We start from the raw sequence: 23574 nt of genomic DNA, 5'->3' as shown, positions 1-23574 counted from the left end.
CGGTCGGGGTGTAGGTGTTGCTGCCGTTCTGGGCGTAGGCGTCGGTGATCCGGTAGGTGACCGGGCTGGCGGCCTGGCCGGAGAAGCCGAGTACGGGCGTGAACGTGATCGTGGTGCCGGAGAGGACGTAGGTGCCCTCGGCGGTGGTGACCGTGTTCGCCGGCGTGGCGCCGTCGAGCAGGGTGGCCGTGCCGGATGCGGGGATGGTGACGGTGGTGGTCTGGTCGGCGGTGCCGACGCCGGTGGAGGTCAGCGCCGGCGGGGTGGGTCCGCCGGGTTTGGTGACGGTCGGGGTGTAGGTGTTGGTGCCGTTCTGGGCGTAGGCGTCGGTGACCCGGTAGGTGACCGGGCTGGCGGCCTGACCCGAGAAGCCGAGCACCGGCGTGAACGTGATCGTGGTGCCGGCCAACGTGTAGGTGCCCTCGGCCGTGGTCACGCTGGACGCCGGCGTGGACCCGTCGAGGAGGGTGGCCGCGCCGGAGGTGGGGATGGTGACCGTGGCGGTTTGCGCGGCGGTGCCGACGCCGGTGGAGGTGAGCGCCGGCGGGGTGGGTCCGCCGGGTTTGGTGACGGTGGGGGTGTAGGTGTTGGTGCCGTTCTGGGCGTAGGCGTCGGTGATCCGGTAGGTAACCGGGCTGGCGGCCTGACCGGAGAAGCCGAGCACCGGCGTAAAGGTGATCGTGGTGCCGGACAGGACATAGGTGCCCTCGGCCGTCGTCACCGTGTTCGCCGGCGTGGCGCCGTCGAGGAGGGTGGCCGCGCCGGAGGTGGGGATGGTGACGGTGGCGGTCTGGTCGGCGGTGCCGATGCCGGTGGAGGTGAGCGCCGGCGGGGTGGGGCCGGTGGGCTTGGTGACGGTGGGCGTGTAGGTGCTGGAACCGGTCTGGCCGTACTGGTCGGCGACGCGGTACGTGACCGGGGCGGCCTGACCCGAGAAGCCGAGTACCGGCGTGAACGTGATGGTGCTGCCGGACAGGGTGTAGGTGCCCTCTGACGTGGTGACGCTGGTCGCCGGTGTGGCGCCGTTCAGCAGGGTGGCGGTGCCGGACGTCGGGATGGTGATCGTCGTCGTCTGGTCGGCGGTGCCGATGCCCGTGGAGGTCAGCGCGGGCGGGGTCGGGGCCGCCGGCGGCGACGTGTAGGTGTACTGATCACCGGGCACCGTGGCCGAGGTGGCGATCGGTGTGGTCACCGTGACGTCCACGGTGCCGGTCCCGGCGGGTGCCGTGGCGGTGATCTGGGTGTTGCTGTCCACGGTGAACGACGTGACCGCCACCGCACCGAAGTGAACGGCGGTGGCGCCGGACAGGTTGGTGCCGGTGATCACGACGGTGGTGCCGCCGAGGGTGACGCCCGTCGCCGGGCTGAGCGACGTGACGGTGGGCGGGGGAGAGTTGACGACCGTTGCCGTCGCCGGTGTGCTGTCGCCGGTGGAGGTGGTGGTGTCGATCGTCGTCGAGATGAAGTGGCCGAACGCGGAGGCCGTGTAGAGGCCGTCGGGCGCCGGGATCGTCGCCTGGAACGTCAGGTTGCGCGTCGTGCCGGCCGCGACGGTCAGCGTGCCGAGGAACGTCGCCGTGGTGCCGCTGACCGTGGGATCGGTGATGGTGGAGCCGTTCCAGGCGCTGGTGCCCGCCGTGACGGAGACCGACGCGGGCAGGGTCACGGTGATGTCGTCGAGCGTGACGTCGACGGTGCCGGCGTTCTGCACCGGAACGGTGTAGGTGACCGTGCCGCCGCCGGGGAGCCCGGCCGGGGAGACGGTGAGCCCGAGCGTGGTGTTGTTGACCGGCGGGGGAATCGGGGAGAGCGCCGTGTAGGCCGTGTCGGTCTTGGTGTGCTTGATCTGGTTGCCGCTGCTGATGTGGTTCATCGGACTGACCGGCGTGCTCGTGGCCGTGGTGCCGGTGACCGCGAACGTGTACGTGGCGACGTAGTGGGTGTCGGACTGGGCGAGGCCGGTCGGGAAGAGGTTGTCGGTGATCGTGGTGCTGTTCCCACCGGTCATCACGATCGACGAGCCGACCAGCCGGAACGCCCCGGCGGGCCAGGTCGAGTACGAGGCCGGGGAGGCGGCGAACGTCGCGGGGTTGTTCATCTGCCCGGTGTCCCCGATGACCGTCACGGTCAGCCGGCCACCGAGCTGAGGCGTGCTCGGCGAGGCCGTCACGGAGGTGACCTTGTTGGCCGCCGCTTCGATGTCAGTGTCGGAGGTCAGGGAGAACGAACTGGTGCACATCGCCGCGCCGGCCAGGTCCGGGCGGGTCGTGTAGACGCTGAGCGTGTGCGTCTCGGCGCTGGTCACCTTCTCGGTGGCGGTGAGGTAGAAGAACGCCGTGGTGGAGGCGCCCGCCGCGACCCGTCCGGGATGCGCGAGCCCGCTCTCCGACGTGGCCAGCTTGATCTTCGCCGTGCCGCCGAAGCCGCCGAGCTGCACCCAGAGGTCGGAGTAGGCGGAGCCGGTGGAGTTCGCGATCCGGTAGCCGGCGTACATGCTGTTGAGCGTGGTGCCGGTCTCCAGGTAGAGCACGGGCGAGGAGACCCGGGTGACGGTGACCGTGCTCGAGCCGCACGTGGGCGGTGGCACCGCGGCGGCCGGACCGCCGGAGCAGACGAACGGCAGCGTCGCCGCCAGGACGAGGACTGCTCCGACCGAACGCAGGATCCGGCCGCCGGAGATTCGTGCCATGTGGGATATCCCGTCACATAGTGTGCAAAGAAACCCACTCAGTGTAATTTCGTGAACACGAACTGAAGTCAGTTATGGCCGGAGTGCCGCACGGCCGGCTGCTGGCCCTTCTCCACCACCACGAACTGGCCCATCATTCCCCGGTCCTCGTGGTAAAGCGTGTGGCAGTGGAACATGTACGGCGTCGCCGGATCCGCGTAGTCGGCGAACCGCGCGATGATCTCGAAACGCACTCCCGGCGTCAGGTAGATCGTGTCCTTCCAGCCCGCCAGCTGCGGCGGCGGCGCCTTACCGTCCATTGTGGACACCTGGAACTGCACGTCGTGCACGTGGAAGCTGTGCGGCTCCCCGTCGTTGCTGGTCACCTTCCACACCTCGACGCTGTCCTTCAGCACGGCCGCGTCGACCCGTTCGTGCTCCATCTTGCGGCCGTTGATGCTGTGGCCGCTGAGCGTGAACGTGCGGCGCTGCGCCGCCGTCGCCGGGTCGAGCCGCGGCACGTCGACCAGCCGCGCCGGCACCTGCGGGCGGGCGGCGAGCGTGGGAGCCGCGCGCAGTTCGAGGATGTCGAAGGAGTCGGCGCCGCCGTTGAAGCGGTCCGCGATGCCGCCGAGCCCCAGTTTCGGCGGGGTGCTGCGCAGGATCGCCCGTTCGCCGGCCCGAACGGTCACCACGATCTCGGCGCGCTCACCGGGGGAGAGCATGATCCGGTTCGTCCCGTGCGGCGCGCTCAACAGGCCGCCGTCGGTGCCCACCAGCGCGAACCGGCGGTCGTCGGCGAAGCCGAAGTCGTAGGAGCGCACGTTCGAGCCGTTGAGCAGGCGCAGCCGCACCCGCTCGGTCGTCACGTCGAGGAACGGGTCGACGGTGCCGTTCACGGCGATGGTCCCGCCGAGGATGCCCGCGCCGCTGAACGCCGGGTTGGACTCGTCCAGGCGCCCGTCGCCGTCGAGCCGCTTGTCCTGCACGATCACCGGGATGTCGTCGACGCCGTACTCGTGCGGCAGCGCGCCGACGGATGTCGCGGGGTCGTCCACGATGAACATCCCGGCGAGCCCGCGGTACACGTGCTCGGCGGTGGTCCCGTGCGGGTGCGGGTGGTACCAGAGCGTGGCGGCCGGCTGGTTCACCGTCCAGGTGGGTGACCACGTGCCGCCGGGGGCGATCGACTGGTGCGGGCCGCCGTCCATCGCGGCCGGCAGGTGCATGCCGTGCCAGTGCACGGAGGTCTCCTCGGCAAGCGCGTTCGAGACGTTGACCAGCACCTTCTCGCCGCGGGTGGCGCGCAGGGTCGGGCCGAGGTAGGAGCCGTTGAAGCCCCAGGTGGGGGCCGCGCCGCGGCCGAAGTCGTGACTGCCGGCCCCGGCGCGCAGGTCGAACACGCGGCGCCCCTCGGCGTCGACCGTGGACGCGGCGAGCGGCGGGATCGCCAGCCGGTTGCCGAACGCCACGTTGCCGACGGTCGAGACCGACTTCGCGCTCCACAGCCAGGTCACGGCCGCGGTGCCGGCACCGCAGCACAGGACTCCGAGTACGGCCAGCGTGACGAGCACGCGGCGGACGGCGGTGTTTCGCACGGTTCTGCGCTCCCCGATAGTAAGGACATCTACATGTAGCGTGTCTTCATGTCGAGCCGTCGTACATCGGGGAGCGCTCCTCGGGGCGATCCCCGAGTCGGGCCCGCACCCCGGCACGGATACTTGGCCGGTGGAGCTCGTCGACGCCTACGTCACCCGGCTCGGCCGCGCGCTGCGTGGCCCCCGCCGGGCCCGCGCCGACCTGCTCACCGAGGTGCGCGACAGCCTCGTCGACGCCGCGGAGGCGTACGGGCGCGCCGGCTACGACGCGGACGCCGCCGCCCGGCGCGCGGTCGAGGACTTCGGCGAGGTGCGCGAGATCGCGGCGGGTTATCAGGTCGAGTTGGGCATGATCCAGGCCCGCCGCACGGCCGTCGGCATCCTTCTCGCCATCGGCGGCCAGCCCCTTTTCTGGAACTACCTACGCCCCCACCTGGGCACCACGACCGCTTCGGACTCACCCGGCCCGCTGCACACGGTGATCGACGTCCTGATGGAGTGGTGCGGCACCGCCACCCTGCTGGCGGCGGCCGCCCTTCTCCTGGCGATCCGTCTCGCCGGTCACTCCACCCGGGTCACCCGCGCGGCGGGCCTCCTGGCCAATGGTGCCGGTGTGCTCTTCGCGCTGCTCGGCGCCACGATGACGCTCATCGGCCCAGGCGCCGCCGACAACGTGCTGTGGCTGGCCGTGGTGCTGCTGGTGCCGATGCTCGTGCTGATCCGATCGGGCCACCGCTGCTTGAGATCTGGGTAGACGCGGACGCGGCAGCGGAGTGGCCGGTCACGCGAAGCGGACCGGCCCGGAGCGGTGCGGCTGGGAACTACGGTCACGCCCCCGACGGACGTGCGACATGAATCTTTAGAGCGCCCCCGACGGACGTGCGACATGAATCTTTAGAACTTCTTCGACGACGACCGCGAACGATCGCCACTCCACGCGCTCGGCGGCGAGGGTTTGAGAGCCCTCCGAGGTCAACCTGTACGTCCTCCGCTTGCGGCCGCCGACGGTGGCCCATTCGCTGTGCAGGAGGCCGGCGCGTTCGAGGCGGCGTAGCGCGGGATAGAGGGTGCCGGTCGGCAGGTCGAGGGCGCCGCCGCTGGCCCGCTGCAGGGCCTCCATGATCGCGTACCCGTGCCGCGGCTCGTCCTCCAGCACGGCGAGGATCATGGCGTCGAGATGCCCACGCAGCACGTCCGGCTTCATGTAGCCAGGCTACCTACCTGACCCGCGCGGCCCACCAGCCCAACGAGAGGACGCCCGCCACCTCGGTGAGCACGAGCACGCGTTCGACCGCGCCCAGCGGGATCGCCCGCCACCAGCGCACCCCGGTGAACGGCTCCGCCACGAACGCGTACACGATCGGCGCGAACGCCAGCACCGAGAGGATCCCCAGCACCAGCGTGGCGCGGGCATGGTGGCGCCACCGCTCGTGCGTGAGCCACGGCGACCCGATCAGGACGGCGGCCACCGGCAGGCTGAGGAACGCCACCAGGCTCGCCACCCGGTGGATGTCGCCGGAGGCGCTCGGTCCCACTTGCCAGTTGTGCTTCGGCCAGTACACGACCGCCGCCAGGCTCAGGCTCCACAGCGCCAACGCCACCGAGCCCGTCGAGCCGGGCGCCAGCACGTTCGCCCTGATCAGGGCCGCCTGGATCGCCACCGAACCGGCCACCAGCAGCAGCACGCCGAGGTTGAACACCCAGCCGTTGCTCTCGTGCGCGTACTGGCTGATCGTGCGCCGCACCGGGTCGACATAGCTCGACGGCGGCGTGACGTGCAGTGCCGCGATCACGACGACGGCCAGCGCCGTGGCGACCGAACCGGAGAGGCTGAGCAGACGAGTCACAGGTGCTCCAGGAGGGCGTTCGCGACGGACTGCCGCGCCGCGTCCGCCTGCGAACGGCGCCAGTCGGGATGCGCGCGGTTCGTCAGCAATACCAGCACGATCTTGCGAGCGGGTGCCACCACCAGCGAGACCCCGGTGAAGCCGGTGTGCCCGAACGCCCCGCCGCCGGCCAGCCCACCCATGAACCACCGCTGGTCGACCTCCAGGCCGAGACCGTGCGACGAGGTGCGGTCGGGGCGGTTCTCCGGGTCGACGGCCCGGATGCCGCGGTTGACATCCGTCGTCATGAGCCTGATCGACTCGGCGTTCAGGAGGGTGGTCCCCGTGAGCGCGTGGCCGAGGAGCGCCAGGTCGTACGCCGTCCCGAACATGCCGGCGTGCGCCGCGATCCCGCCCATGGCAAGCGCGTTCGGGTCGTGCACCTCGCCGAGTCCGCGCCCCACGTCGGTGGCCACCAGCCGCGGGCTCCGCGCCGGCCGGAAGCCGGTGTCGCGCATGCCGAGCGGATCGGTGACACCGGTGCGGATGAGCTGTTCCAGCGGCTCGCCCGTGACCGTCCGCAGCAACTCCCCGAGAACGAGCAGGTTGGTGTCCGCGTAGCGGAAGACGGTGCCCGGGGTGTCGACCGGCCGGACGGCGAGGATCTTCGCCCGGCGAGCCGCCGCGTCCGGCAGGCCCGTCAGGGACACGCCGTCGGGGAGACCGCCGCTGTGTGCCAGCAGCATCCTGATCGAGACCCTCCGGTCGAACTCCCCGAGGTACTCGGCCGCCGGCGCGTCGAGGTCGATGCGGCCGCGTTCGGCCTGCTGCATGACGACCGTCGCGGTGAACACCTTGGTGATCGACGCCAGGTCGAAGATCGCGTCGGGGCGCATCGGGACGCGCCGTTCGGCGGGCAGCTCGGTCGGCCCCGGCCCGTACCGAACGGCGTCACCGACGGCCGTGTGCACGGTGATCACGCCGTCGACGACGGCCAGGACGACGGCGCCCGCGTAGGTGGGGTAGCGGGGGCGGTCGGGCGTGGGAGCGAGGTACCGGGCGGCCGCCCGGGTGACGGCGTCGGCGTAGGGGGCGGGTTCGGTGCGGAACGGGCCGGGGCCGGCGGGCGGCCGGCTCGCGGGCTGCGCCGGGCTCGCCGGCTGGGCTGCGGCCGCCTCGTCGCCGGTAGCGGGCGGGTGCTTCCGCGTGCGGTCGCGGGCGGCGCGCACCACTGCCGTCGTGCCGGCCGCGGCCGCCGCCGCCGCGCCGGTGGCTGCCGTCAGGGCCGCTCGCCTGGAGATCCGCACACCGTCCATCCTCCCGCGCCGCCGGCCCTGGGCGGTGCCGCCGATCATGGGAGGGCGGAAACGTCAGACCCGGCCGGTATAACGGGCCGCATGGAGGAACGCCATCGGATGACCTTTGACGAGGCGCTCGGCTTCGCGCTCGACCTGCCGGAGTCGACCCTGCGGGAGAGCCGCGACGGGCTCGTCAGCCTGCGGGTGCGCGATCGGGCGTTCGCGTACTGCAACGAGGGCGAGGGCGTGCTGACCCTCAAGGCGCTGCGGGAGGAGCAGGAGGCGCTGGTCGCGAGCGATCCGGAGGCGTTCGGGGAGTCGTGGGGCTCCGGCCGGTACGCCTGGGTGAGGGTGCGGCTGCGGTGCGCGTTCGCGGACGAGGTGCGCGAACTGATCACCGAAGCCTGGCGGCACTCGGCACCCCGCCGGCTGGCGGCATCCCTCGATCGGTGAGTCGTCCCGGCCGGTCCGCTCGGGTACGGTCCCGTCCGTGTCAGGTGATCCCGAAACGGCTTCCGCTTCCCCCGGACGGGGTGCCCGGCGGGCGCCCTCCCGCATGGGGGCGTTCTGGCGGGGACAGCGGCGCTGGTGGCTGCTCGGCGGTGGCGCCGCCGTCCTCGCGGCGCTCTCCGTCTCGGTCGTGATGGTGCAGACCAGCGGCGCGGCGTGTGCGGCGGCGATCCCGCAGGCGGCGGCCAAGGCCTCGGGGAAGGCGACGTTCTACGCCGCCGACGGGGGCGGGAACTGCTCGTTCGACAAGGTGAGCAGCCCGCTCGTGGTGGCGCTCGGGCCCTCGGAGTACCGGGCCGGCGCGGCCTGCGGCTCCTACCTGGATGTCAACGGCCCCAAGGGAAGCGTGCGCGTCAAGGTCACCGACCAGTGCCCGGAGTGCGCGGCCGGCCACATCGACCTGAGTCGCGAGGCGTTCGAACGCATCGGCAATCCGGTCGACGGCATCATCCCGATCACGTACACGACGGCGCGCGACCCGGCCGTTCCCGGACCGGTGACGGTGCGGGTGAAGGAGGGTTCGTCGCAGTACTGGCTGGCGCTGCGCATCGACAACCACGGCAACGCGCTCACCTCCGTCGAACTCCAGTCCGGCGGCGGCTTCCAGAAGCTCCCGCGCACCGACTTCAACTACTGGATCGACGAGAACGGCGCCGGCGGCGGGCCGTTCACGCTGCGGCTGACCGACTCGACGGGGCGCCAGACGACCGTCCCGGGCGTGAAACTTTCACCGGAGAGCGTCCAGCGGACAAATGTGAACATGTACTCGGGCGCGGCCGGGGCGGCACCCCGCGCGACGACCGCGCCACCCGCCGCAACGCCCGCCGGCAGCCCGTCCGCGCCGGCGTCGGCCTCCGCGCCGCCGACCGCCGGTGACAGCCCGGCCGCCGCCGATCCCGCGCTCGCCGCACCGCCGGCCACCGACCCGAAGCCCGCCGACCGCGACGGCGGCTGCGGCGGTTAGCCCACCTCACGCCGTCGCCGATCTTGCAGTTGTGATGGGCGCATAACGCCACCCAAGCGGGCAATCCGGGCGCCACAACTGCAAGATCGACGAGCGGAGCCGCCGGGTCGGCATAATTCCCCGCGTGTTCGTACTGCTGCCGCCGTCCGAGGGTAAGCGCGCCGCCAGCCGGGGGAAGGCGCTCGACCTCGCCGAACTCTCCGCGCCCGAGCTGAACCCGGCCCGGGAGAAGGTGCTCGACGCGCTGACCGGCATGAGCCCGGACGAGGCGCGCGCCGCGCTCGGCCTGAGCGCCGGGCAGGACGGCGAGATCGCCCGCAACGCCGCGCTGCGAACGGCCCCGGCCGCGCCTGCCGCGAAGGTCTACTCCGGCGTGCTGTACGAGGCGTTCGACCCGGCGACGCTCACCGCGGCCGCGAAGCGGTACGCCAACCGGCGGGTGCTCGTCTACTCCGCGCTCTGGGGCGTGGTGCGCCTCGGCGACCGCATCCCCGCGTACCGCTGCTCGGCCGGTGTGCGGCTGCCGGGCGTGGGCGGGCTCACGGCGTTCTGGCGGAAGCAGGATCTGGCCCCGCCGCCGGGGCTCGTGCTCGACCTGCGTTCGACCGGATACGCCGCGATGTGGCCGCCGGACGGGCGGACGGTGACCGTCCGGATCCTGCACGAGCGCGACGTGAACGGCGTCCCGCAGCGCTCCGTCGTCAGCCACTTCAACAAGGCCACCAAGGGCCGGCTGGTGCGCACCCTCGCCACGCGGAACGTGCTGCCGCGCAACCGGAAGCAGCTCGTGGAGGCGCTGCGGGACCTCGGGTACACGGTCGAGGAGACGGACGCGGGCGTCGACCTGGTGGTCACCGAGATCTGAGCGTGCTGGCCCGAAAGCCGTCGTGTGCAAGGATCGGGCCATGCATCGGGTGGTCGTGTTGGCGCTCGACGGGGTGTTCCCGTTCGAGCTGTCGATGCCGGGACGGATCTTCGACAGCGTGCCCGGCGGGGCGTACGAGGTGGTGACCTGCAGCGTCGACGGTGGGCCGGTGCGCACCTCCTCCGACTACGGGATCACCGTCGGGCACGGGCCGGAGGCGCTGGCGACCGCGGACACGGTGATCATTCCGGCCTTCTCGGTGAAGGCGCGCTGGTTCACGGGGCGGGAGCTGCCGGAGCCGGTGCGGGCGGCGTTCGACCGGATCCGACCCGGCACGCGGATCGTGTCGATCTGCACGGGGTCGTTCGTGCTGGCGGCCGCCGGGCTGCTCGCGGGGCGGCGGGCCACGACGCACTGGCGGCACACGGAGCGCTTCGCCGAGCTCTTCCCCGACGTCGAACTCGACCAGGACGTCCTGTTCGTCGACGACGGGGACGTGCTGACCTCGGCCGGGGCCGCCGCCGGCGTGGATCTGTGCCTGCACATCGTCCGGCTGGACCACGGCGCCGCCGTCGCCAACCAGGTCGCCCGCTACCTGATCGTGCCGCCGTGGCGCGACGGCGGGCAGGCGCAGTTCATCGAGCGGCCGGTACCGCCGCCGTCGACGTCCTCGACCGCCGCCACCCGCGAGTGGGCGCTGGAGCGGCTGCACGAGCCGATCGCCCTGGTCGAGTTGGCCCGCCACGCGCGCACGAGCGTGCGGACGTTCACCCGGCGGTTCCGCGAGGAGGTCGGGGTCAGCCCGGCGCAGTGGCTGATCAACCAGCGTGTGGACCTGGCCCGCCACCTGTTGGAGACCACCGACCTCGGCGTGGATCACGTGGCTCGCCGCGCGGGCTTCGGCACCGCCGCCTCGATGCGCGCCCATCTCAGGGACACGATCGGAGTGTCACCCTCCGCGTACCGCCATACCTTCAGACGCCATGTCGAACGCCATCAGGGCAGCATCACCCGCTAGGCAGCGCACGTCCGGTCGCACGCCGACGCCCTCCCAGTTCTCGCCGGTGACCGGATGCACCGAGCGACCGGTGGGGATCGTCGCCTCGAAGTGGTCGGCGAGGCGCAGGCCGATGCGGGGGTGCGCGCCGCCGCGGGTGGGTTCGCCGATCAGGGTGGCGCGCCTCATCTGCTGCAGGTCGTACGCGAGCGCCTCCCCGCCGGAGAACGTCTTCGGCCCGATCAGCACGTACAGCGGCCGTTCGGCGCCGTAGCGGGGGCCGGGCAGGTAGGCCGACGTCCACGCCTGACGGATCCGGTCGGTGGCGCGTTCGTAGATGCCGCTCAGCTCGACGGGCTCGGTGCCGGTCAGGTAACCGGCGACCAGCGCCACGGTGCCGGGCTCGCCGCCGAGGCACTCGCGCAGGTCCAGCACGAGCGCGTCGGTCCCCTTGAGCAGCGTGAACGCCGCCGCGACGGCATCGCCGACGAGCACCGACGGGAAGAGTAGCGGCCGCACGGCCAGGTAGCCGACGTTGTCCTCGCGCACCTCGACCCGGGGCAGGCCGCCGCCGTGCCGGTCGGCGAAGCGGCGCATGGTGTCCAGGTCGGTCTCCTCCTCGCCGTGGCCGGCGGGGAGCGGCGTCTCGTGGTGCAGCACGCGCAGGTGCTTGTCCCCGTTGACGGATTGGAGGTCGGCGGTGACCGCCGCGGCGAACCCGGGAGCGTCGCGCTCGGCATCCGGATACCGGCCGGCCCGCAGAACCGGACCCAGCTCGGCCGCCACCTCCGGGAACACGTAGTGCGCGTCGAGCAGTCGGATGAGTTCGCCGATCATGAAAATGCCCCTCCCGTAGTGCGTTCAGTGCACCACGGGAGGGGTTTAAGAGTCAATGACTCTTGACGCTTTATGGGTTACACGTGCGCGTGGTACCGGTCCTCGTTCGGCATCATCACCCAGAGCACCAGGTAGACGATGAACTGCGGACCGGGCAGCAGACACGACAGCAGGAACAGGAGCCGCACCGTCAGCGGGGACATCCCGAAGCGGCGGGCGAGACCGGAGCAGACCCCGGCGATCCAGCGGTTGTCACGGGGTCGGACGAGGTTGGCCATTGCTATTCACTCCCTGAGGTCTGGCTCGTTCGGCCATCGACCTGACTCAAAGTTACCCAGCCGGCCCATTCCTATCCTCAGCACGAAGGAGTAGTGCGCCCGTATCTTCAGGTGGGGGTGCTCCCTACGGGAATGCGGAGCGTGCGCCGCCGGACCAGGGCGAGCACCAGCGCCGCGACCAGCGCCACCGACACCACCAGGAACGGCGCACCCACCGCGCCCCGGTCCGCGACCGCACCCGCCACGGCCGAACCCACCGCGCTTCCCGTCTGGCCCGCGGTCATCAGCCAGCCGTACGCCTCGCCGGCGGTACCGGGCGGGGCCGCCGTCGCGACCAGTTCGTCGGTGGTGGCCAGGAACGGGGCGAGCGGCAGGCCGAAACCCAGCACCACCACGGCGAACCAGCCCAGCGAACCGATCGTCGCCAGCGGCACGGACGTCACCGCCAGGGTCGCCAGCAGGCCCACGTACGCCGTGCGCAACGGCACGCGCCGGCCACGCGCCGCCAGTACCGCCCCGCCGATCAGGCTCCCCAGCGACCAGACCGTCACGAGCACACCGGCGCGGCCCGGCTCGCCCAGCTCGTTCGCGAACGCCGGCACCAGCACCCACATCGCGCCCAACGACGTCAGGTACAGCGAGTGCACCCCGAGAATCGTGCGGATCGGCGCGGCCGCGATCGCCGAACCCCCCTTCGCCCCGTCGGGACGCTCCGGCGCGAGGCCGGACGGCACCGCCGCCACGGCGCCGAGGAGGCCCAACGCCCCGACGGCGCACGTGGCGAGCACGGCCGCCGGCGCGTCGGCCAGCGCCACGAGCCCGGTCACCCACAGCGGCCCGCCCAGATAGAGGAACTCCTGCGCGATGGCGTTGAGGCTGTACGCGCGGGTGAGGCGTTCCGGCGGCACCAGCCGGGCGATCATGCTGCGGCCGCTGCTCATCGTCGGCGGGGTGCAGAGCCCCAGCAGTGCGCACCCCACGACAAAGCCCACCGGGTGCGTCACGAACGCCAGGCCGACCTGCACCACCACGAACGGCACACCGGTCGCGGAGAGGATCGCGCGGTGCCCGTTCGACGAGAGGAGCCGACCGAAGAACGGCGCCGAGACCGCGAGGCAGACCGAGGCCGCCGCGGCGCCGGCGCCCGCCACCGCGAAGCTGTCCGTCCGGTCGTGACCGAGCAGCACGAGCAGCAGCGGCCGCATCGCGACGGGCAGGGTCGCGAGCGTGTTGGCGACGATCAGGAACGGCGTCCGCATCCGCCCTACGCTAAACGGACCGTGACCTCCACGCTGCCGAGCCGGTGCCCGTCGGCGGGGCGGCCGCGCGGCGGATGCACCCGCGCGGCGGCGAACTGCGCGGGACGGCGTTCGCGCAACAGGTCCCGCAGCGCCTCGGCGCGGCTGCGCGCCACGAGCGGGCTGTCCCCGTAGCCGACCAGCGTCACCTCGGCCACGCCGCGACCCGCCACCCGCCGGTCGAACTCCGCCACCGCCGCGTCGGCGTCGAACGACGACTCGAAGACGACGGTGAACGACACCGGGCCGTCCACAGTGGACTGTTGCTTCCGGGTGGCGCGGACCTCCGTGGCGGGCGGCGCCTTCGTGGCGGCGGCCGGCAGGCCGGCGGGCGGGGCGAGCGCGTGCTGCCGGCCGGCGCCGCTGAGGAACAGCGCCAGTGCGCACAGCAGCAGCACCAGCGCGCTGATCCCGATGCGCAGCAACCATCCCCGCAGCCGTCCGTCCGACGTGGACGGTGCCGGTTCGGGGTCGGTCAGGCCCAGCTCGCGGCCGGCCTCGCGCAGGGCGGGCAGCGCCAGCGGGTCGCGACCGCCGCGGGCCCGCAGGGCCAGCAGGCCGCCGTTCAGGGCGGTGCGCCGGCTCTCCGGCGGAACTCCGTGCGCCGCGAGCCCGTCGAGCAGAGCCGCGAGCCATCGGGCCGACGCGCGCCGGCCGGCGGCCGGGACGAGCGCGCGGCGCGCCGTCGCCCGCTGCGTCAACGCCTGTGCCGGTTCGTGCAGGTCCGTCGCGCCCAGCGCCGCCGCGTGGGCCAGCACGTCCGCGGCCGTCTCCGGAGCCATCGGGCGGGCCCGCGTCGCCGCGTCCAGCAGCAGGCGGGCGGGCTTCGGGGCGCGGCGCAGTTCGGCCAGGGCGCGCGGGCTCACCAGACCCTCCGCGTCGAGGTCGGCGACCACCACGCCCGGCCGGGGCGGGAAGAGTTCCGGCTCGGACGCGGGGGACAGGCCCAGGCGGCGCAGCCAGTCGTGGGTGGCGCCGAGGCGTTCGGGGTCGCCGAGCACGCCGCCGGGGCGGGCGAGCTCCCGCATCAGGGCCACCCGGTTGGGCCGGTGCGGCTCGAACTCCGTCAGCAACGCCGCGAGGTGTTCCGCCCAGCCGGGCCGGTCGGCCGGCGGCAGGCCGAGCACGTTGTCGGCGACCGTGCGCTGCAACGACACCAGGCCGGCCAGCGCCGCCACGCGCAGCGTCGGGACCTCGTCGCGTTCGAGGTAGCGCAGGGCGTCGGCCGGGTGGCGTTCGGCCCAGGTGGTCACCAGGTCCGGGCGGTTCTGCAGGCGGGACAGGCCGGCGGTCGTGGGCGCCGCGAGTACGCCCGCGACGTCTTCCGCGGTCAGCGAGCCGAGTTCGGTCGCGATCTCGTCCAGCAGCGCCACGAGCGTCGGCGCCGCGCTGCGCCCGATCACCTCGGCGAGGTCGTGCTGCGTGCCGGTGAGTGCGTGCCCGACCAGGTCGTCGAACGCGTTGATCCGCCGCGCGTCCTTCAGGAAGCGGTGCAGTTCCCCGGAGTCCGGGGTCGCCTCGACGGTGTGCGTCCCGTCCAACGGCTGGCCGGTCACGAGCGGCGGCGCCGTCGTGGACTCCTCCAGCGCGCAGGTCGACCAGGTCCACGCCGCGGCGACCGGGCGGGGCAGGACGCTCAGCACCGCGCGCAGCACCCCGGCGACGGCCGTGGGGGTGCCCGGCACGACAAGCAATGGGCGTTCCATCGCCAAAGCGGCGAGAACGTCGGACAGCACGCGTCGGTCCGGCTCGCCGTCCGGAAGCTTCTCCTCGGCGACGGCCCGGGCGCCCGCCACCCACACCTCGGCCGCGGGGTGTTCCTCCGGCGCGAACGCGAACCGGACCTCACCCGCCGCCCCGTACCCGGGACCGCGCCCGCGAACGGCGAAGCACCAGTGCCCGCCGAGCCCCTCGACGGCGACGTGCCGCAGGCTCCACACCGGGTGCGGAACCGTCTCGGTGGCCACCGCCGGCAGCGTCGGCGCGGCTTCCCGGAATGCTTCCGACCCCTCGGCCGGCCGCACGATGGTCAGGTCGATGTCCGTCATCTCTGCGAGGCCTTTCCGGGCCACGGAAGCGGTGATTCGGCAATCACCATAGGTGGCAACGGGTCCACCGCCGCAATGGCTGAACGGACGGAGCGCATCCGAAAGAGACGACCCGTCAGCCGATTGAAGTTCACTCCGATTCCGACGCGACATTTGCTCGGGTAATCCACGCTGCCCGAACGGGTGGGCGCTTGCGTCGTTCGGTCGAGCTGCCGAGCATGGTTGCGTGTCCTCCGGCACGGAACGGCGGCTCGTGACGTGCGACCATGGAGCGTTGACCGACGTTGATCAATAAATCCCGTTGAGGGGAGCCGGGCGTGGTCGAGGATTTCGAACCCGAAGGCACATTCGAAAATGTGTTCCTGATTTTTCTGGATTCCGCGGGTCATTCCAGCATCGTGTCAGCCAATCCCCGGGACCGGGCGGCACGCGCGTTCGACATGCTGTACGAGAAGGTCGTCGCACGCCTGACGTCGGTCGCGCGGGACCGGCGCTGCGAGCGGGCGCACGTCTGGCGCTGGGCGGGCGACGGCGGCTTCCTCGCCGTCCACGACGCCGACGAGAGCATCGCGCTCGACGTGACGCTGTCGTTCGCGTTGAAACTGCTGGAGATGGACCTGCGGCACCTGCGCGACGAGTTCGAGGACCTCGGCATCGGCGGCGAACTGCACCTGCGCCTCGCCGTGCACCGCGGCACGATCAACTACCGCGGCGTGGGCTTCGAGGGGCGCATGTACTCGCCGGACATCAACTTCGTCGCGCACCTGGAAAAGGTGGCGCCGATCGACACCGTCACCGTCTCGGAGGACGTGTACCAGGTCGCCGGCGACTTCGCCAAGCGCTTCGAACGGGCCGGATCGTTCGAGGGGCGCGACGTGTACGTGGCGGCCACCGGTCCCGGGCCGCGCCGCCCGGGTGACGCCGACCGGGCCTGGCTCGCCACGCACGGGCTCGCCGGCGCGGTGCCGATCTTCGGCCACCACGAACGCCCCAGCCAGGTCGAGAAGGCCCGCCTCGTGCGCGCCGCCGTGCACGAGATCGTCGACATCGGCAGCGCCATCCGTACCGGCGCCCGCTACCTCGTCACGACCGAACGCCCCGCGTACTTCCGCGACGCGGTGCTCGACTTCCTGGACCGTGGCGGCCGGTACCGCTGCGTGCTCATGGATCCCGACTCGGAGTCCACCCGCAACCTGTCGCTGCAACGGGGCGAGGACTTCCAGGCGAAGATCAAGGATGCGATGGTGTCGTTCCAGCGGTTCAAGGAACGCTACGGCTCCCGCGCCGACGGGCTCGAGGTGTACCAGACCGGGGCGTGCCCGACGATGGGCTGCGTGGCCGTCGACCTGGGTCAGCCGCACTCGGTCGTGCTGCTGTCGCCGTACATGACGGTGCCCGGCACGTTCGGGGCACTGGCGGAATTGGCCGAACTGCCGCACTACGTGATCGGGGTCCGGGCCGGCACGCTGTACGAGAATGTGCGGCGGATGGTGCGGGCGTTCCAGGAGGAGGACGTCACCCGGGTGATGTAAACCTTCCGTCCCGCGCGACCGAAGTTACGAAATTGCGTTCCTTGGGCCTCGGTACGTCCGTCCCGAGGCCCAATTTTTTTGCGAACCTCTTTCACCGTATATTGTCGATGTATTCGACGCCTGTGGCGCATGCCTCGATCGGCGTTGTGTCAGCGCGTCCAGCGATCATGCTCGGTGTGCAGGGGGTTCGGTGAGCGAAGTGGCCGGACGCCGGGATCCGGCAACCGAACTGCGAATGGGCCTGGTCGACGCGTTGGTCAGCCTGCCCTTTGCGAGTTCGCTCGCTGACCGGCGATTGTTGATCACGTTGATCCGGCAGGACAGTGAGAGCTTTCCGGATGTGCGGGAAAGGCCGGAAGCGCGTCTGCACATCATCGGTATCGTCATCGCCTGCCTCGAACATCCGCCGAGCCTGCGCGCGCTGCACTCGGCCCTGCGGGCGATGGCGCCGGAAGAGGCCGCCGCCCGCCGCGCCTGTCGCCTGATCGAGACTGCCAGCCTCGCCGGCCTGCTGCCGGACATCGAGATCCGGCGGGCGCGTGAACTCCTCAAGAGCGCCGCGGACCTGTCCGGGGCGGCGAGGTGGCGTTCCGTGCCGGCCGAGGTCTCGCCGAGCCTGGTCGACCGTTCGGTTGGCATCCTCCACGCGTTCGACCAACTGGTCGCCGAGCCGGCGACGCCGGCGGTGTTGCCTCCCGCGCTGCTCCTGGTGTCCCGCGCGGCCGAGGTGACCAGCGGCCCGCTCGCCGCCGCGCTGCGGCGATGGCTGCATGAGCAGCTCGACTTCCTCGGTCTCGGGGAGGCATACCACGAGCAGTCCTCCGACTCCGAAGAGCCTCCGGCGAGCGGTCGGGGGTCGCTCCCGGATGCCGAGAACCGATTCGTGGCCGGAGAGGAGGTCTCCGGCCACGAATCAGGCACAGCTGGACAAGCGAACATATCGTCACAAAGTGGCGTCGATAGGAGCGTCGTCGTGCCAGCTGGCCTCGAACGACGGGGCGCCGACGAGGAGGACCGAGATAACATGCCTTCCGCTACTTCCACAGCACGCATCGCGGACCAGCTTCCGCAGGTCTGGGGCGATGTGCCGCCCCGCAACCCCAACTTCACCGGCCGCCAGATATTGCTCGACCGGTTGCACGCCGACCTGCGCGTCGCGCGCGAGACGGCGGTTCTTCCGCAGGCCCTGCACGGCATGGGCGGCGTCGGAAAATCGCAGGTGGCGATCGAGTACGTACATCGTCACAGCCGTGAATACGACCTGATCTGGTGGATTCCGGCGGAGCAGCCCGGACAGATTCTCGCCTCTCTGACGAAACTGGCCCAGCGCCTCAACCTGGATGTCAGCCCTGAGGCCAACAGCGCCGTTCCGGCCGTTCAGGAAGCACTGAGCACCGGCAAGATCCCGTATCAGGAATGGCTCCTCGTGTTCGACAACGCGGAGTCGTTGCAGGAGGTGCGCGCGTACTTCCCGACGGGTGGCGCCGGCAAGATCCTGGTGACGTCGCGAAACCCGGAATGGCGGGCGGTGGCCCGTGCGCTCGAGGTCGATGTCTTCACCCGGGACGAGAGCAAGCGCTTCCTGACCACCCGTACGCCGGAGCTGTCCGAGCACGACGCGGACCGCCTCGCCGAAGCGCTCGGCGACCTCCCGCTCGCCGTCGAGCAGGCCGCCGCGTGGCACGCCGCCACCGGGATGCCGGTCGACGAGTACCTCCGCCTGCTGGAGGACAAGCGCATCGAACTGCTCGACGACACGTCGTCGCCGGACTACCAGATCTCCGTCGCCGCCGCGTGGAACGTGTCGCTGGACAAGCTGGAAGAGGTCAACCTGGCGGCGCTGCAACTGCTGCAGGTCTGTTCCTTCTTCGCCCCGGAGCCGATCTCCCGGGGGTTCTTCGCCGGATCGCCGCCGTCCCTGATCGCGGACCCGCTGGACGAGACGCTGCGTGACCCGATCAAGCTCGGTCGGGCGATCCGGGACATCCAGCGGTACGCGCTGGCGAGGTTCGACCACCGCAACAACACGCTGCAGATGCACCGGCTGGTACAGGCCGTCCTGGTCGGACGTCTCAACGGGCTGCAGCGTGACCAGATGCGCCGCGGCGCGCACACCTTACTGGCGAACGCCAATCCGCACAGCCCGGCCCGACGGACCCGCTGGGCCGGGTATCAAGCGGTGCGGCCGCACGCGATGGCCTCGCGGATTGTGGAGTCCGACGACCCGATCGTGCAGGAACTCGTCTACGAGATGGTCGAGTTCTTGTATCACTGGGGCGATCACGAGGGATGCCTGGAGTTCGCCGAGGAGGCCTACCGGCACCGCCTGCGGATCTTCGGCGAGGACAGCGGACAGGCGCTGCGCCTGGCGCGCTATCTCGGCTTCGTGCGGACCGTCCTCGGGCATTACCGCGAGGCGGACGAGCTGTTCCGGCGGACCCTGGCTCTCCACGTCGAGCAATTCGGTGAGGAGGACGAGGGGACGCTGGAGGCGAAGATGATGGTCGCCTACTCGCACCGCACGGCGGGCCGCTTCGCCGAGTCCCGCGAGCTGGACGAGGAGGTGTACGCGGTGTGCTGCCGCATTTTCGGCCGCGACGATCCGGTGACCCTCCGGTCGGCGAACAATCTGGGTGTCAGCTACCGGCTCACCGGCGACTTCGCGGCCGCGCGCAGACAGGACGAGGAGACCTACCAGCGCCGATGCGAGGTGCTCGGCAGCGACGACGTCGAGACACTGTCCGCTCTGCACAATCTCGCCATCGACATTCGCGAGTTGGGCCTTTACGTCGAGAGCCGCCGCCGGCAGGAGGAGACCTACCGCAGCACCGTGAGCGCGTTCGGTCTCGACAATCCGACCGCGATGCGGGCCGGGCGAAACCTGGCGGTTGCCCGACGAAAGGCGGGCGATCACACCGGTGCGCGCGCGCTCAACGAAGAAGTGAGGGAGCGGTTGCGGCGGCGCTACGGTGAGGACCACCCCGACACGATGGCCGCCACCCTCAGCCTGGCGGTCGACCTGCGCGACGACAACAAGTTGGAAGCGGCCCGCAGCTTCGGTGAGGTCACGGTCGACCGGTACCGGCGCAAACTCGGGGCGAAGCATCCCCACACGCTGTCGGCACGCGCCAATCTCGCGGTCGTTCTGCGCCTGCTGGGAGACGTCGGCGCGGCACACGATTCCAACCGTGAGATTCTCGAACTGCTGCTGGCGGCGCTGGGTCCCGACCACAACGTCACCCTGATCTGCGCGACCAACCTCGCCAGCGACCTGTTTGTGCTCAACCAGGCGCAGGAGGCGTACGAGCTCGACACCGACACCCACGGGCGTTCGGCTCGTGTCCTCGGAGCGGACCACCCGTCGACCCTGGCGGTCGCGGCCAACCTTTCCCTCGACCTGCGCGCGCTGGACCGCGAGCAGGCTGCGGAGTTGCTGTACGCGGACACCATGACACGCTTCCGCAAGACGCTGGGCGACCGGCATCCCGCGACCCTCAACGCCGCTCAGAACCTCCGGGCGGACTGCGACGTGGACCCGCTCGGGCTGTAGCGAGGGTCAGCGGTGGGCCCGGCGGTCGTCGTCGGTGAGCCACTCGGCGACCGCCACGGGCGACAGCGGTGACTCGTGCCGCAGAGCCGCGAGGTAGACGGCGCGGACCAGTTCCGGGTTGCGGATCATGGTGCGCCAGCCCCGTGGAGCAGACCGGAAAGCGGACGCGGGTCGTCGCGTCAGAGCGCGACGACCCGTTCCGAGGGTGCGTGTTCGTGCAGGAACGGCAACACGTGCAGCAGCCCACCGAGCTTGATGTGCTGGAACTCGTGCACCAGGCTGACCGCGAGCGTCACCGGATCGGACGCGGGGAAATGAGCGCGGCGCCGAATCCGTCGCCCGTCGAAGCGCTGCGCACCTCGCGGATTCGGCGGGCGGTAGTGGGCCGAGCGGGGCGAGTTCGACAAAGTGCGGAATGGGCAGTGCATGGCGCTGTGGCATGGCGCGAGAATTGTTGGACATCGGTCGCCGCGTTACGCTCGCTAGTCCGCCCGCCCCGGCGGGCCGGTCCCGATATTGTTCCGCGGCCGCTGAACCTGTACCAGTACACGTTGCACGGACGGCGCCAGCAGCTCTTCGTCGAAGGTGCGTAGAGCGGAGATCGGAAGGGTGGTGAGATCGATCAAGTCCGTCTCCAACTCGTTTGGCGATGGCTCCACGGTGCCGATTCCTCCTAGCCGGGTGTCCTCGGTGGTTGGCTGTGCACTGAGCCGATTCAGGCCGGAGCGGCGTTGCGGCAGGCCGAAGTCGAACGAGGTTGCTCCAATTTACAGGCATGAGTCTTCGGTGAACCACCCCGATCGATTCCGGAGATCATCGAGGCGGTCGTATGTTGCCGACTGAGATCACCGTCGGGCTGGTGGCGGCGCTTCCGCGCGAGTCGGCCGCCCAACGGATGACGATTTCCGATCTCGAACCGGTCCGGATTCCGGGAGATCCCAACAAATATTGGTGTGGGTCGATGCCAAGTGCGGTCGCCGATCGGCCGCACCGGGTCGTCTCCGCGCTGTTGGCCCAGGACGGCACCCGCAATGCGGCCGCGATCTGCACCGACCTGATGCGCAGCTTTCCGAACGTGCGCTGCCTGCTGATGTGCGGCATCGCCGGTGGCTTTCCCGCGCCGCACGACCCCGAACGGCACATCGGGTTGGGCGATGTGGTGACCTCCGCCGGCGGCGTCGTCGACTACGACCACGTGCGCACCGTCAACGGGCGGGACCGCATTCGACGTTCCACCGAGGGCCTGTCGAAGACGCTGCTCCGCGCGGACCGCGAGCTGGAGACCAGGGCGCTCGCCGGGGACGAGTCCTGGACCGGGGCGCTGCGCGAGTGGGAGGCACGCGCCAGCGGGGAGTTTCGGCGCCCGAACGCCCGACCGGGTGTCCCGCGCGTGCACCGGGCCGCGATCGGCAGCGCCGACCGGCTCCTGCGCGACGCCACCAAACGGGACCGCCTCGCGCGGCAGCACGGCATCCGGGCGGTCGAGATGGAGGGCTCCGGGATCGCGGTCGGCGCCGACCTGCACGGGGCGCACTGGTACATGGTGCGGGGCATCGCCGATCACTGCGACGGCAACAAGGACGACACCTGGCACGGCTACGCGTCCCTGGCCGCGGCGGCGTACACGAGCGCGCTCCTGGCCGAGGTCGTGCCGTTCGGGACGCAGGGCGCGTCGCCGTCGCCGAACGGCGGCTCCGTCGGTGGGCTGGGCGCCGTCGTCGAGGCGCTGCTGAGCCTGGCCGTCATGGAGGACGACCACCAGCGGCGCGCGGTCGTGGCGGAACTGCCCCGGCCGATCCGCACCTCGGTACCCGCGCACCAGGTGGCACGGCTGCACGTCATCGCGATCGTGCGCACCTGCGAACGGTTCGACAACGGGCGCGAGGCGCTGATCGACGCGCTGCGGGTGACCGTCGGCGACATCCCCGAACTCGACCTCGTGATTTCGGTGATCCGATCCCACTGGTCCGGGCCATAGCAGCACCGGCGTGTGTGGTCCACGATGGACGGACACGCATGGGAGGCGCGGCATTGGCGGACAGTGACATCACCACGGGTCGGCTTCTGCTGCTGGAGTACGAGCGGATCAAAGAGGAGCAGCGCAGCCGGATCACGTTCCGGGACAACACTTTTTACGCCACGCTGGCGACGATGGCGGCCGTCATCGCGGCCGTGCTGCAGGCCGGTGGAACGCCGTCGCTGCTCCTGCTGATTCCGCCCGTCTCGATCGTCCTCGGGTGGACCTATCTCATGAACGACGTCACGGTGTCGGCGATCGGACACTACATCCGTACCGAGCTGACCCCCCGGCTGACCGCGATCGTCGCCGACGATGAGGCGGTGTTCGGCTGGGAACGCGCGCACCGCGCCGACGACCGGCGGGTGTCCCGCAAGGCGCTGCAACTCGCGATCGAGTTCATGATGTTCGTCGTCGCGCCGCTGATCACGCTGGTCGTCTACTGGCTCAACGACGGGCCGCACCCCGGCCTGCTCGCGGTCTCCGTCGTGGAGGCCGTCGGGGTGCTCGTTCTCGCCGTGCAGATAGTGCTCTACGCGGACTGGTCGCGATGAGCGAGGACTTTCACCCGCGGTCGTTCCTGGCCGGGCTCGGGGCTACCGAGATGGAGGTGCTGCGCCAGGCGGGCACCCCGCGCGCGTACCGGCCGCGGGCGACGCTGGTGCACCAGGGCGACCCGTCGTCGCACGTGCTGCTGCTGCACGAGGGCTGGGTGAAGATCACGTCGACCTCCCGCAGCGGCGAGGAGGCGATCCTGGCGCTGCGGGGGCCCGGTGACGTTCTCGGAGAAATGGCGGCGATCGACGACGGTCCGCGGTCGGCGACGGTGATCGCGCTGGTCGCGGTCCGCGCCATTGTCGTTTCGGGGGAACGCTTCGTGGAGTGCCTCGCGCAGCATCCACCGGTGGCCCTGTCGCTGCTGCGCCACATCTCGGCCAACCTGCGCGAGTCCGACAGCCGGCGGCTGGAGTTCGTGTCGGCGAGCAGCTCAGGGCGGATCGCGGCGCTGCTGCTCAAGCTGGCCCGCGAGCACGGCCGGCGGCACGGCGACGCGATCGTCATCCAGCTCCCGCTCACTCAGCGCGAACTCGCCCTCACGGCGGCCACCTCGAGGGAGGTGGTAGCGCGTACGCTACGCACATTGCGGGAGCGCGACATCGTCCGCACCGAGCGTCAGCGGATCGTGGTGCTGAAGCCGACCGTCCTTAAGTCATTAACCCGCAATGTGTCATCCGACACATAGCGTGTGTGTCTGAAGACGCATCGGGCGCTCCGGTTCACGGAGACG

Annotated in this window: 21 protein-coding genes; 10 read left to right on the top strand and 11 right to left on the bottom strand. The window is 71.1% G+C overall.

Annotated features, from left to right (window positions below):
- Together Val02_RS29255 and Val02_RS29250 are read right to left on the bottom strand one after the other, a co-directional pair.
- On the bottom strand, window positions 1–2689 hold a 2689-nt coding region (locus tag Val02_RS29255), incomplete at its 3' end, for a beta strand repeat-containing protein (protein WP_203902451.1).
- Window positions 2690–2757: 68 nt separating this feature from the next.
- Window positions 2758–4266, bottom strand: coding sequence for a multicopper oxidase family protein (locus tag Val02_RS29250; RefSeq protein WP_203902450.1), 1509 nt, complete (start codon window positions 4264–4266; stop codon window positions 2758–2760).
- 130 nt (window positions 4267–4396) lie between these two features.
- Between Val02_RS29250 and Val02_RS29245 the strand changes: the two genes are divergently transcribed.
- A complete protein-coding gene (locus Val02_RS29245; RefSeq protein ID WP_203902449.1) occupies window positions 4397–5020 on the top strand; it encodes a permease prefix domain 1-containing protein in 624 nt (207 codons plus the stop codon).
- A 105-nt stretch (window positions 5021–5125) separates the two neighbouring features.
- On the opposite strand, the gene Val02_RS29240 is transcribed toward Val02_RS29245, so the two are convergent.
- From Val02_RS29240 to Val02_RS29230, 3 genes are read right to left on the bottom strand one after another with little or no spacing between them, the layout of a single operon-like run.
- Window positions 5126–5470, bottom strand: coding sequence for a PadR family transcriptional regulator (locus Val02_RS29240; RefSeq protein ID WP_203902448.1), 345 nt, complete (start codon window positions 5468–5470; stop codon window positions 5126–5128).
- A 13-nt stretch (window positions 5471–5483) separates the two neighbouring features.
- A complete protein-coding gene (locus Val02_RS29235; RefSeq protein ID WP_203902447.1) occupies window positions 5484–6113 on the bottom strand; it encodes a DUF998 domain-containing protein in 630 nt (209 codons plus the stop codon).
- Window positions 6110–7399, bottom strand: coding sequence for a serine hydrolase domain-containing protein (locus Val02_RS29230; protein ID WP_239153419.1), 1290 nt, complete (start codon window positions 7397–7399; stop codon window positions 6110–6112). Before Val02_RS29230 ends, Val02_RS29235 begins: the two co-directional genes overlap by 4 nt.
- A gap of 108 nt (window positions 7400–7507) precedes the next feature.
- On the opposite strand from Val02_RS29230, the gene Val02_RS29225 reads away from it, so the two are divergent.
- From Val02_RS29225 to Val02_RS29210, 4 genes are all read left to right on the top strand, one after another.
- Window positions 7508–7843, top strand: a complete 336-nt coding sequence (locus Val02_RS29225) for an MmcQ/YjbR family DNA-binding protein (RefSeq protein WP_203902446.1) — start codon at window positions 7508–7510, stop codon at window positions 7841–7843.
- A 37-nt stretch (window positions 7844–7880) separates the two neighbouring features.
- Window positions 7881–8864, top strand: a complete 984-nt coding sequence (locus Val02_RS29220) for an expansin EXLX1 family cellulose-binding protein (protein WP_239153418.1) — start codon at window positions 7881–7883, stop codon at window positions 8862–8864.
- Between the two features lie 124 nt (window positions 8865–8988).
- Window positions 8989–9729 (top strand): YaaA family protein, encoded by a 741-nt coding sequence (locus tag Val02_RS29215; protein WP_203902445.1) that lies wholly within the window; start codon window positions 8989–8991, stop codon window positions 9727–9729.
- Window positions 9730–9769: 40 nt separating this feature from the next.
- Window positions 9770–10747, top strand: coding sequence for a GlxA family transcriptional regulator (locus Val02_RS29210; protein WP_203902444.1), 978 nt, complete (start codon window positions 9770–9772; stop codon window positions 10745–10747).
- Here Val02_RS29210 and Val02_RS29205 read toward each other — a convergent pair.
- From Val02_RS29205 to Val02_RS29190, 4 genes are all read right to left on the bottom strand, one after another.
- Window positions 10679–11563, bottom strand: coding sequence for a S41 family peptidase (locus tag Val02_RS29205; protein WP_203902443.1), 885 nt, complete (start codon window positions 11561–11563; stop codon window positions 10679–10681). The two genes, Val02_RS29210 and Val02_RS29205, sit on opposite strands and share 69 nt — an antisense overlap.
- Window positions 11564–11640: 77 nt before the next feature.
- Entirely contained in the window at window positions 11641–11841 is a 201-nt protein-coding gene (locus Val02_RS29200; RefSeq protein WP_203902442.1) for a PspC domain-containing protein, read from the bottom strand.
- A gap of 107 nt (window positions 11842–11948) precedes the next feature.
- The gene (locus Val02_RS29195) at window positions 11949–13100 is read right to left on the bottom strand and encodes an MFS transporter (protein WP_203902441.1); all 1152 of its coding nucleotides are present in this window, start codon (window positions 13098–13100) and stop codon (window positions 11949–11951) included.
- A gap of 5 nt (window positions 13101–13105) precedes the next feature.
- The gene (locus Val02_RS29190) at window positions 13106–15187 is read right to left on the bottom strand and encodes a hypothetical protein (protein WP_203902440.1); all 2082 of its coding nucleotides are present in this window, start codon (window positions 15185–15187) and stop codon (window positions 13106–13108) included.
- A 398-nt stretch (window positions 15188–15585) separates the two neighbouring features.
- Here Val02_RS29190 and Val02_RS29185 point away from each other — a divergent pair, with 398 nt between their 5' ends.
- Together Val02_RS29185 and fxsT are read left to right on the top strand one after the other, a co-directional pair.
- Window positions 15586–16719, top strand: coding sequence for a hypothetical protein (locus Val02_RS29185; protein ID WP_239153417.1), 1134 nt, complete (start codon window positions 15586–15588; stop codon window positions 16717–16719).
- Window positions 16720–16909: 190 nt separating this feature from the next.
- Window positions 16910–20269: an FxSxx-COOH system tetratricopeptide repeat protein gene (gene fxsT / locus Val02_RS29180; protein WP_203902438.1), complete on the top strand. Its 3360-nt coding sequence runs from the start codon at window positions 16910–16912 to the stop codon at window positions 20267–20269.
- 6 nt (window positions 20270–20275) lie between these two features.
- Here the strand turns inward: fxsT and Val02_RS48300 are convergent, their stop codons facing one another.
- Both Val02_RS48300 and Val02_RS29175 read right to left on the bottom strand, forming a co-directional pair.
- Window positions 20276–20398: a hypothetical protein gene (locus Val02_RS48300; protein WP_275415623.1), complete on the bottom strand. Its 123-nt coding sequence runs from the start codon at window positions 20396–20398 to the stop codon at window positions 20276–20278.
- Between the two features lie 50 nt (window positions 20399–20448).
- Window positions 20449–20565 (bottom strand): HEXXH motif-containing putative peptide modification protein, encoded by a 117-nt coding sequence (locus tag Val02_RS29175; RefSeq protein WP_203902437.1) that lies wholly within the window; start codon window positions 20563–20565, stop codon window positions 20449–20451.
- A gap of 665 nt (window positions 20566–21230) precedes the next feature.
- Between Val02_RS29175 and Val02_RS29170 the strand changes: the two genes are divergently transcribed.
- Genes Val02_RS29170 through Val02_RS29160 form a run of 3 tightly spaced genes read left to right on the top strand, consistent with a single transcriptional unit; the run spans window position 21231 to window position 23529 of the window.
- The gene (locus Val02_RS29170; protein ID WP_203902436.1) at window positions 21231–22247 is read left to right on the top strand and encodes an effector-associated domain 2-containing protein; all 1017 of its coding nucleotides are present in this window, start codon (window positions 21231–21233) and stop codon (window positions 22245–22247) included.
- A gap of 53 nt (window positions 22248–22300) precedes the next feature.
- Complete coding sequence (locus tag Val02_RS29165; RefSeq protein ID WP_203902435.1) at window positions 22301–22840, top strand: hypothetical protein; 540 nt, start codon at window positions 22301–22303, stop codon at window positions 22838–22840.
- Window positions 22837–23529 (top strand): Crp/Fnr family transcriptional regulator, encoded by a 693-nt coding sequence (locus Val02_RS29160; RefSeq protein WP_239153416.1) that lies wholly within the window; start codon window positions 22837–22839, stop codon window positions 23527–23529. The genes Val02_RS29165 and Val02_RS29160 overlap by 4 nt, the downstream gene beginning before the upstream one ends.
- Window positions 23530–23574 lie beyond the last annotated feature (45 nt).

Source organism: Virgisporangium aliadipatigenens, assembly GCF_016863615.1.
Lineage (GTDB): Bacteria > Actinomycetota > Actinomycetes > Mycobacteriales > Micromonosporaceae > Virgisporangium > Virgisporangium aliadipatigenens.
Note: the sequence above shows the minus strand (reverse complement) of the source record. Positions and strands in the feature narration are given on the sequence as shown.